6 protein-coding genes are annotated in these 10,826 nt (G+C 59.4%); 4 read left to right on the forward strand and 2 right to left on the reverse strand.

The annotated features are described in order from the left end of the window. Window positions 1-627: 627 nt before the first annotated feature. The 4 genes from ACRESJ_RS32390 to ACRESJ_RS32405 all read left to right on the forward strand — a co-directional run bounded on the left by ACRESJ_RS32390 (window position 628) and on the right by ACRESJ_RS32405 (window position 6,468). The gene (locus ACRESJ_RS32390; protein ID WP_431761551.1) at window positions 628-786 is read left to right on the forward strand and encodes a hypothetical protein; all 159 of its coding nucleotides are present in this window, start codon (window positions 628-630) and stop codon (window positions 784-786) included. Between the two features lie 340 nt (window positions 787-1,126). Beyond that, on the forward strand, window positions 1,127-1,786 hold the full coding sequence (locus tag ACRESJ_RS32395) for a DUF1629 domain-containing protein (protein WP_431599914.1): 660 nt from the start codon (window positions 1,127-1,129) through the stop codon (window positions 1,784-1,786). 248 nt (window positions 1,787-2,034) lie between these two features. Further along, window positions 2,035-4,515, forward strand: a complete 2,481-nt coding sequence (locus ACRESJ_RS32400) for an XVIPCD domain-containing protein (protein WP_431761552.1) — start codon at window positions 2,035-2,037, stop codon at window positions 4,513-4,515. 1,110 nt (window positions 4,516-5,625) lie between these two features. After that, window positions 5,626-6,468, forward strand: coding sequence for a DNA adenine methylase (locus ACRESJ_RS32405; RefSeq protein ID WP_431599912.1), 843 nt, complete (start codon window positions 5,626-5,628; stop codon window positions 6,466-6,468). Here the strand turns inward: ACRESJ_RS32405 and ACRESJ_RS32410 are convergent. Further along, the gene (locus ACRESJ_RS32410) at window positions 6,434-9,016 is read right to left on the reverse strand and encodes a hypothetical protein (protein ID WP_431599911.1); all 2,583 of its coding nucleotides are present in this window, start codon (window positions 9,014-9,016) and stop codon (window positions 6,434-6,436) included. The genes ACRESJ_RS32405 and ACRESJ_RS32410 overlap by 35 nt on opposite strands. 8 nt (window positions 9,017-9,024) lie before the next feature. Continuing rightward, window positions 9,025-9,675, reverse strand: coding sequence for a hypothetical protein (locus tag ACRESJ_RS32415; protein WP_431761553.1), 651 nt, complete (start codon window positions 9,673-9,675; stop codon window positions 9,025-9,027). Between the last annotated feature and the right edge of the window lie 1,151 nt (window positions 9,676-10,826).

A 10,826-nucleotide genomic window follows, 5' to 3' on the forward strand; every position in this document is an offset into this window, starting at 1 on the left:
GGACAAGGGAGCTGTGCCATTCGGCCTCTCCAAATTTGCGGTCGCCGCAAATTTGGGCTCTCTGTTGGGTGCTGCCGGACAAGGGAGCTGTGCCATTCGGCCTCTCCAAATTCGCGGCCGCCGCAAATTTTGGCTCTCTGTTGGGTGCTGCCGGACAATGGAGCTGTGCCATTCGGCCTGGCCAAATTTGCGGCCGCCGCAAATTTGGGCTCTCTGCTCGATGCTGCCAAGCAATGGAGCCGTGCCATCTGGCCTCTCCAAATTTGCGGCCGCCGCAAATTTGGACGCTGAGCCCGGAGCTACCTAGCCTTCGACGCATGCGGTTTCGCCTTTCCAAGATGCGGTCGCCACGTATTTGAGGATTTCCTTCGTCGCTACCCGGCAATCGAGTTGTGAGATCCATTGCTCCCAAGTGTGCCGCCGCCGGAATCTTGATCGCGCGGGCGGCTTCCTTGCAGCCGCAGACCAGCCACGCGCATTCGATGAATCTTTGGCTCAGCGGCAGATAGCTCTGAGAGGCAGATCAGGATCGACAAGTAACCGTGGCCAACGAGAGAGGTGCAGTCGAGACGGGCGCTCCCCTCGCCAGGTCGCGCACAAAGGGGGCTAATCGCGCGGAGGACTACAGTGACCGCACGTTGGAGGCTGCGCGTGAGCGAGCATTGCGTACAAAATGCCAACCAACTGGACACCCGTAACCAGACCAACTGGACAGCGGCGCCAAATGAACTGGACAGCAGCGCCAGACTGAACGCCGCAGCCGGACTGAACAGTTCGAGCGTTTGACCCTCTCGGGTATTTGGACGCGATGGTGTGAGTCATTGCCTCTGACGATCTTGCGAGTTCGCCGTAGCTGCCCATGGCATTACGGGTTAGCGGCCATTTGTCGGCTTTGACCCATTGCAGAGGCCATCTCGTTCTCTCTACCGCCGATCGGCGCGCGCGCCCGCAAGCTGGGCAAACTAGTGCAGGCGTTGATACTGCTGAGTATGCGGTTGCTGGGCCAGGTGCCTTGATCCTCAGCGGAACACGGATTGGGTGCTTGGCAGGCAAGAGAGAGTTCGGGAAGTGGATTACCATCAGTAGGCCGAGTTAACCTGTCGGGGCACCCAGAGCCAGCCCCCTTATGGACAAGACCCAATACATGGAATCGACACTCACAAATCAGCCTCGGAAAGGCGAGTTCTTCAAGCTGCGGCCGGACGCCACTCGTGGGGGTAAGGGCCATGGTGTGGTCTTTGAGAACGAAGACGCCTTACTTACCCCCCCCAGACTCATTCTGTTGCCCAAGACCGGTGGCTTCCCACCGCTGCGCGAAACCCCGCGCTTGGTCTATCACCCTCGCGAAGGTGTACTTCCCCAGGATCTGGAAGGCGGGATGAGTGGCTATTGGCTGGTCTCCGAGCGCCTGCGTCAGGTGATGGAAGCGGTTGACCCCGATGCGTTCGTTTTCGCCGATACCGACTATCGCTTGGCCGACGGTTCAAAGGGGCCCACCTACTACCTCTGCGATGTGGTGCGTACGTTGGACGCCTTGGATGAGGATGCCTCCCAGCTCAACATCGTGATTAGTGACGATTATGAGGCAGGCAAGTACTACCTTCTTACAGGTGACGTCCGGTTGGCCTTTAAGCAACAGGTGCTGGGTTCCGCCCACGTGTTCAGGGTTCCTTTCAATGGGGGGGTCTTCTGCGACCGCAGATTCAAGGATGCCGTAGAGGCTGCCGGCATCGTCACGCCCAGGAAATCCAACGGGCTCTGGTTTGAAGACGTTGTGAACTGCTGAGCCGGCAGCATCAGCGACAGGGAAGGAACCTGACCATGCCCAACTACCGTACGCACCTCCAGGATCACCATGCGATCGAGCAGCAGACACTGAGGACCAGCCCACTGCTTGCCAGGCTGCAGAAGGCGGGAACGTTCGACATCCACGCCGCAGAGAACCGCCTGTTCCTACCCGCCGACCCTCGGCTTGCGCATGCTATAGGCGTCACTCCCCACAGCGGTGGCCCGCTTCGCGCGTATCAAGAGGGTATGTTGGATCGCTTGGATGCGCTGCAGGAATCCCGCGATGGGCAGGCCGCCTTGGAGGGTGATCCGTCAGCGATAGATCGGATTACCAAGCGCGTGGAGCAGCTTCGCGACACTGTCAAGGTGGGACTGGTCAATGGCGACCTGAACACCAACACCCCCTTGGGCCAAACCCCAGCAGCGACTACCCAAAGGGTCCGGTACTTCTTCGACAATATCCCCACCTACTTCCAGGCCCACGCTCAGCAGATTGAGGCCTTGAAGGGCTTCCATGGCGTGGACCATGGCTGGGGTGCCATCGTGCATACCGAATCGCGCATTGTGACCATGCTCAACAAGATCGACGTGGACAGCACGCCGATGATCCGTGGCGGCGACGTCCCGCTGCAACGCAGTGGGCTGTCACTTGCAATCGCCAATGCCCACCACGACGGTCGGGTGGTCCTGTCCGAACCGGGCATTCGCCGCGTCGAGCTGGTATTGGGCGAGGAGTCCGGCTATCGGATCCGCGTTCCTCCCAGCCAGCAGGGTGCGGTGTCGCTCCAACTGCTGATGGGCGAAGCGTCGGCCCGAACCCTTGTCCGCTCGGGCGGCCTGCTGGCCACTGGCGCCGATGCCATCTTGACGGCTCACCGCACTGCCGAACTGCTGGAACAAGGCAATACCGCCGCTGCGCAGTCGGAGTTCAACCACGCTGTCGCGCGAAATGTCGGCGGATGGGGTGGCGGTGCCGCCATGTCCTTGGCGCTGGGCGGCAGCGGGTTTGTGCCCGCAGCCGTAGTAGCCGCCGATGCCCTGTTGTTGAGCAAGGCATTCGAGAAGGGTGCCGACCTGATGGACAATCGTGCCGTCTACCACCAGACCGACACGTCGGGCGTGAAGTGGGAGTTCAGCGGCCAACGCTGGGAACGCCAGGCGTCCTTTGACCTCACGGCGGATGGGCTTAGGAACCCAACCCGTGAACGTGTGACAGCCAGTTATGAGAAGTCACAGGAATTGGGCGCCATGGCCAGCGCAGTGGCGGTGGGTCTGGCACTCGGCAAGGTCCCGCCGCCGCAGGATCCTTTCACGATTCCTGCCCAGGCCAGCGATCAGCGCGGGCTGGACAACCAGGACTGGCACCGCAATGCAGATACGTCAGCGTGGGAGCGCCAGGTAAAAACCGGCGTGTCCGGTGCCAACGATCGAGGCACCTATGAGACCCAGACTGCAACACCCGTGCGCGCCCAGCAACTCAACCAGGAGGCGCTGGGCCGCATCGAGACGAATATCGCCACCGGGCGGGAGGCAATTGCGGCAGCGTACCTGGAGAACCATGCCGCACAGCGGGCGCAGCATCACGGTGTAGGCGTTCCGGCAGCAGTGTTGTCAGCTCAGGGCAGGCCCGATGCCGTGCTTGGCTCAGACAAGCAGCTCTACCGGCGCGATGAAGCCGGGCAGTGGTCCGGGCGGGACGGGCTCGCCAGCGGGAACCTGGCGATGGAGCTGGAACTAACCAGCCAGATGCGCCAACCCTCGCTGGAACGCTCACAACACGAGCTGGCGGCCATTGAAGCGCTTCCTGCGCCCAGTGCTGCCCAAGTCGAGAAGAACGAACTGCTGCACCGCTACCGCAGTGCAGGCATCGACCTGAACGTGAACCCATACACCCAGCAGGCCATCGGGCTGGCGGTGCAACGGACGCGGGAGGCCAACGGCATCACCGGCCACACGATGCAGCAGCTCAAGCCCGATGGAATGGACACGCGTGGTTACGACAGTCCGATTGTTCACTACCAGGCTGGGCCCGACAGGATTGTCCGCCAGGTCGCAGTGACCAGCAGCGAAGAGCTGCAGCAGGCGTTGAAGGAGGTCCAGGCACGGAGACCGGACTCCCCTGCTCCGGATCTGCCGCAAAGGCGCGTACACGTTCCGCAGATAGATGAGTCCCAAGCGGCGCAACCAGCAATCGAGGTGCGGTCGCATGGCGAACATCTGGCACCCTACGCAGCGCGGCCAGTACCGACTGTCGACGGTTCAGCCCAGCCTGCTGCGCACCGCGCACCTGAGCCGATTACACCCATGCAGGCCGGTCATCCCGACCATGCGCTTTACCAGCAGATACGTGAGCATGTAACAGCGCTGGATGCCAAGCACGGGCGCAGCTTCGATGGCACCAGCGAGCGGATGACAGCCAGCCTGCTGGTGCTGGCAAAGGGCAACGGGCTGGACCGTGTTGACCATGTGTTGTTGAGCAATGCCACCCCTGAGAAGAGCGCGGCGCACCATGTGTTCGTTGTACAGGGCGAGCCTAGCAACCCCGCGCACCAGCGTGCGCATATGCCCACCGAGCAGGCCGCACAGACGCCGGTTGAAGCGTCGCTGCAGCAGTTCGAGGTGGTGAGCCAGGAACAGCAGCAGCGGATTCAGGCGCAGCAGCTGGAGCAGCAACTGCAGAATGAGCGCGAGCAGCAGGGGCAGGCGCGCGGCATGAGCATGGGCTGAGATCCGGGGACGGGCGTGTTGGTTCCGGCTTTGGTTAAAGTCCCGCGCGGCCCAAACCGCACTCAGGCACGGGCCGCGCCCATGCGCTCGGCCACTTCATGGGGCCGGTCCCATTGGGAGGTGGTGTCCAGTATGGTGCCGCTGTCCAGTTCATTTGGTGGCACCGTCCAGTTTGTTTGGTGCCAGTGTCCAGTTCATTTGGCGACGGTGTCCAATTGCTTGGCTGTATGTACATTGCGACCGCCTCGGCAGTTTCCCGCCCGCAGGGCGGCGCGGATCGAGGTTGCCTGGCTCAGGCCGTGATTCTTGTCCCTGCTATTCGACTTTCCTCTGTCCCTCATGAATTGCAGCTACCGCAGCCTTCGGCTCCACCTATGCAACTCGCCCGCCCTGAGGTTTGCGGACGTCGCAGCTTCCCAGCTGGCTCTGTCGTTTTGTCCCGGCTCAGATCGCCGTATCGTGGGTGGCCGAGTGGAGGTGGGGCATACGAGCGAAGAGCGACACCATCAACCAAAGCGAAAGATAGTGGAACATAAAGGGTGGGATGCGAGGGACCGCATTTGGCGCGTTAACGTATTGATACTATTACAAAAGTACCGCATCCCACTGAGCCGGTTCCGCATCCCATTTGCATCCCAAGCTCAGACGCCGTCGGGCATCCCAAATTTGCGGCCGCCGCAAATTTACTGCCCCCGGAGTCGGAAGGGCACGTACGCTTTTCACCGGAGTCGCGCGTCCTGCGCGCCGCATGGCTCCCGGGTGGGCTGCATGGCATTTGCGGCTTGAGTAGCTGGGTTCCGAGGCATAGCGCCGGATAGGCCCGACGGACTAACGTAAGAAGGGTTCCGTCCCTATCAGACCGGAGGGCTAACGCACCGCGACCCACCATCCAAACTCTTGCCCCCCCCCTTGGGTATGAGTGTGATGCAGGGGCGCGATCGACCAGCACTGAGATGCGCTCGTCCAGGCAGCCGCAAAGCGATGTCGTGTGCAGGCCATAAGCGCAATACTTGAGCGCACAGATGACGTCTGTGGCACGTGCTGACGGCGGCGGCGGCGGGGCGCGCAGCGCCAAGGTTAAGACTGTACAATCAGTGCAGAGGAGCACCCATGGCATTCGTTACCCCACTTAGATACCCAGGCGGAAAGGGGCGACTAGGCCACTGGCTTGGGGAGGTAATTTCGCACAACGACTTGCGAGATGGATGCTACGTTGAGCCCTATGCAGGAGGGGCTGGAGCCGCAGCCTTCCTTCTCAAGGAGAAGCTCGTTGAGCGCATCCACATTAACGACTTGGACCCTCTTATATTCGCGTTCTGGCGCGCAGTCTTTAATCAGACTAAAAGTCTAGCGAGCATGGTGCTTTGTGCCGAGGTGACTCTTGCAGCTAGGGAGAGGGCCAAAGAGACGGTTCGTAACGCAGCTTGTGCATCACAGATTGAGTTGGCATTTGCCACCTTCATGCTCAATAGAACCAGCCGATCTGGAATTCTTAGTGGCGGCCCGATAGGCGGGCGTAAGCAAGATGGAAAGTACAAGGTGGATGCTCGTTTCAATGCTGAAGGACTCGCTAGCCGTATCGAGGCCCTTGGTGCTCTACGCAAACGCGTCACGGTTACGAACTGCGATGCCTCGGACCTACTTGGGTCGATCTCCAAGGTAAAGGGCAATTTTGTATATTGCGACCCTCCCTATTACGAGAAAGGGCACCAGCTTTACAAGAGTCACTATAGTTCCGCCGACCATGCTGGCGTCGCATCGTTAATGCTGGATATGAAATGCCCGTGGCTCGTTACATACGATGATCGTCCAGAGATCTCTGAGCTGTATGTCGGCGCCAGCTGCCTACGATTCGGGTTGCATTACTCGACGCATCTAATGCGTCCCAAGGCTCAAGAGCTGATGTTCTACGGCAACCTCAATCTGCCGCGGGCGCCGTATCTTCATCGTTAGCTGGGTCGGCTTTGGCTTTCTCAAAGAGATCCATCTGGATGGCATTGTTCGCGAGCTTGAAGCGCACCCTCAGCTCCGCGCCTGATCGGCTAACTTCAGCCTCAAGCCGCATTGGATGACTCTCGCCTGACAGGGTCTGGAGATCAAAAACGCCCCGAGAGAATCGGTAGTCCTGCTGAACAATGGGGAAGGCGAAGGTCACGATTCGCTCCTCTTGGGGCCCTTGCGTACGGCGATCTACATTGATTGCTCGGATCGTCGTCGGCAAGGTGGGTATTACGGAGGGTTCCAGCGGCGGAAAGCGCTCCGTTGAATTGCCCAGGAGCGCTCCGGCCATAGGGGGAGCGAGGCTCGTCTCCCTCAGTACGATGCCCTGTGAAAACCCGCCTCTCTTTTCGGCCTTCGCCTGTCGAATGCGCTCAATTTCGCTTCGCTTTACGCCAAGCGTATCTTCGATTGCTTTGACTACCTCGAGGACGTCCGCCAGTTCCTCGGAAATGGCTTCCAGGCTCTTGGCATCCACGACCTCGAGTGACTCTTCCACGAGCTTCTGCCGAAGCCCCTGAAGGAGTACATCACCCTCCACTCTCGCAACATCCGTGCGCTCGCCTCGCGAGGCAATTAGGTCGGGAATTTTGTCCCTGACGATCTTGTTGAACTCTAGGCGTTCGTCAGTTGTCGCAAAGTCGTCCACACAAACGACGTCGCAATTATGGCGGCGTAGCGTGTAGTACACATGCGACAAAACTCCACCGCGCAACTCCACCACGTAGCCTCGGTTTTTGGCCAAAACGGCGAGCCTGTCGATGAATCCACGGTCTCTGACAATCTCGCTGGACTCTGGCTTCACCGCTACGCGCTTGTAGTTGGCGGCACCATTGGCGTCAGCTTCTAGGGTCTGGAGGTCCAATGCATTGGCGACCGTAAAGGTCGAGCCGATTCTCTCAGTCTTGCCGAGTGGTCTCTCGGCAGGAAGCTCTACGTTCCAGACGTCGTGCCACCAAGGGAGTACTGAATCGCTAGACGATCCAGCCAGACCTACAAACCACATCACAACGGCCGGCGACCCCTCATTCTCAGCGATCAGCCGAGTGGTATTAGCAATCTCCTTGAGCGCCTCGTCTGAGGCGATGCTTGGGCTCCAATCAGCAGGTGGCGCAACTTTGTGGACGATCCATGATCCAGCGTGGTCGGGCGCGATGAACTGGTCTTTGTACCTAATTCGGCGAGATATGCCTTGAATTCCGGCTAGGTCCCCCTTGTCCGCGCCAACTCTCGCGACGTCAACGTCGAAGACATCGTGAGAGTAGTAATAGATCCCCTCCGGAATTCCCCACAAGGATTCAATCCTTACCCGCCGCTTTTCAGGTTCTGCGAGTGCCCATGCGGAAGCCACGGCCGGCAAGAAGTGATGGCCAATGAGTGCGAGCTCGGAAGCTTCGCATGGGATCTCTGCGAGAGCCTCCGATAGCGCACTCCTTAACCATTCGGTTGCCTTTGGCTCGTCGCGCAGCTCGTCGCTGCGTGGAAGCATTTCTCTCTTCTCGTTAGGGATACTTTTCCCGTCAGTCCTCAGAATCAGCGGCCCTTTCGTCAGCATGACGAGATCGGCTCGCAGCGATCCTGGAATGTCAGCGCCGTTCTGGATTGAATCAAGCAGATGGTGGTCATCAAGAACGTAGAACGGAGGCAATTCGTAGCCTAGTTGTACATACAAAGATGCGTTCTTCAGCTTGCGATACGCCTCGAAGTCGGACGGAGTGGCTCTTCGAAAGTGAACAAGGCCTTGGAGCGCGTTAGAGTCGAATGCGGCGGGCAGCTTGACGAGTTCCTTTGGTTTCACCCCGTCTGCGTCTAGAGCATCTTCACACTGAACCACCCAAAGCTGTCCGCCATCCCACACCCACTCCATATGGAGGCGTCTCGGGCCCGCCCAGGCGGCTACTTCGCGAAGAGTGCGAAAGATCTGCGCGCGGAGGGTGCAGTGCAAGCTTGAGCCCCGGCCCCCGGTGCTACGCCAGTTCCGAACCGCCACAGGATGAGATTCAGCTTCATGTCCTTGCGATGGTTCGATCTCTGCAAGCCAGTCGCGAGCGACACGCGACACCCTGCGCTCGTTTGAGAGGTGGCCCTTGGCTCGCGTCGGGACACGTCGCTGGACCAGAGCGTGAATGCTCTGCCTCGAAGCCCCTTCTATGTCAGCCATCTTTGCTCGCATTTCTGAGAGGATGCGGGGCACTTCTCGCAGCGTTGATTGACTACTTATCAGGGAGCCACGCTGTTCAATGCCCTCCAAGCTGCCGCTTGAGCGGACGTAGACGGGCTCATCAAGCTGCATGCCGGCAAGCGCAGCGGCTTTGGCAAGTGTCTCGCTACTCAGTTGAGCGTCGGCAGCGATACAAAAGAAGTCGGGAACCCAGCTCTGAGGAACCCCTAGCAACCCGTGCGCCTTCGCTCCGACCTGCTCGCTAGTCAGTTCGGTTGCGCGCTTGCGTTCTACACCATCAGCCGTGATGCAGACGATTTCCGTTCGATAAGTGAATTCCATGCGGAGCTCTACTGCTTGCGCGGCTTCTTGAGAGGATGCCCAAACAAGGTTTCGGCGACCTCCTGCATCTTCCTAGAAGCGCTGTCGGCGAAGTATCCAACAATGAAGCCGAGTGCGACAAATGATGACCCGGACGCGGACTGGTTGGTCGCGAAGCCGAACAATCCGGCGTCAGTGAGCGCGCCAATCGCGAGGGCCAGGCCGGACGAAAGGATTGGTGACGTGTATCTCCAAAGGGCCCGATCTTCATTCCAGTAACCGCGAGCGACGACCTTGTACAGATACTTGAGCGCGAACAACGCGCCACCGAGCAGGCCGGAGAACGCCAAATACAGATAACGCCTCAACGTAAGTGGGTCGCACATGACGCAACCCGAAGATGCGTACGCGGCTAGCAGGCCGTGCCATGCAATAAAAAGGCCTGCAATCGAGGCGAATACAACGGCAACCGTGTAGTACGTTTCTCGGCGTATCTGTCCCTGTGCTCGCGGAGATGGATAGCGAGTCTCCCAAGCAAGAAACTTGCGCTCGTCATCATTGAGAATCTCATCTTCCGGACCAGGCGCCACCGACTGATCTTTGGCGCGCTGGACCTTGGCGCTGATCCTCTGGGCGGGCAGCGGCTTGCGCGTGCGCAGCACAGCGCGATGAAGGCTCAATCGTGTCCGGATGCCCGCCCTCCGTGGCGAGCGCACTCAGGCGACCTCTTGGTAGGGTTCAGTAAGGCCATGCATAACGTGGGCGCTTCGCAATGACTGGGCAGTGCAAGGGTCCTCGCGGTAGTTGTGCGATCCCGTTTTGCCCACTGCCTTAGCGAGTACTTGGCGGAAAAACTGCGAACGTCCCTGGCTAAGCAATGCTAGCTTCCCCGTGGACTCTCTCCCGCGGAACTCATTGGCCACGAAAAGGTATTCGCTACCAAGGCTCGCGTTAGGTAGGTCGCTACACTTGACGGTCTTCCATTCGAGGCTGACATCAAATTGCGCTGCAAGACTCTCAAGATCACCAGCAAAGGGAACGACATGCAGATGCGCGTGCGCAGTTCCGCAACTCGTGTCGGAGTCTTCAGATGTAGTGCCATGTTCAAAGACGCATGACGGCCCGAACTTTGCTTCGACAAGGGAGATCACTCCGCGCGTGAACGCCACAAAGTCATCCCGATCGTAATCCACAGTAAGGTTCAACCTGTGGCTGCGAGGTACGATTAGGGACCACCCTGGGATGAAACCTCCCACGGAAGTGATGGCAGCGTAGTGCGCGCTAGTCAGCCAAGGAGTATCGAGCGCATTCGTCTGGGCGCCCAGCGCTCCACTGACTATGCCGCAGAAGCGGCATCCGCCACTGCTGAGCAGGCTGTTCGACATTTCTTTCTCCAAGTGCAGCCTTAAGAATAGCCCCTTATAGAGGGTCGTCAATGGCTCGCATCCGCCTGGGTCACTTAAGCCCTATCCACGGTAGCTGCGGTCACCGACCGTTTGCCGCTAGCGTAACAGATATTCCTGAGGGTGGGCTTGCAAGAGCATGGGGCGAGACTGGTCAGATGAGGCCAACATCAACAGCTCGGAAGGGGGGGGGGTGTCAATGGCCTTAGTATTCATCCACTTAGGGGAAGGGCCGGCGGCAAAGGCGGCTCCGGCCTTGTCGTGGGGATCGGCTCCTGTCTTCGGGCGTATGTACTGCTGGTGTACGGCGCAATCGTGTTCACATCCGTCCGTTCCACTTGGCGGCCGCATCAGCTAGTAGCAATCTTCTCCAAGATTCAGCGCTCCGGAACATCTTCGGGCCGGAGATGCGTATAGCGCTTCAATGT

The sequence above is a fragment of the Pseudomonas sp. genome (assembly GCF_050739655.1).
Lineage (GTDB): Bacteria > Pseudomonadota > Gammaproteobacteria > Pseudomonadales > Pseudomonadaceae > Aquipseudomonas.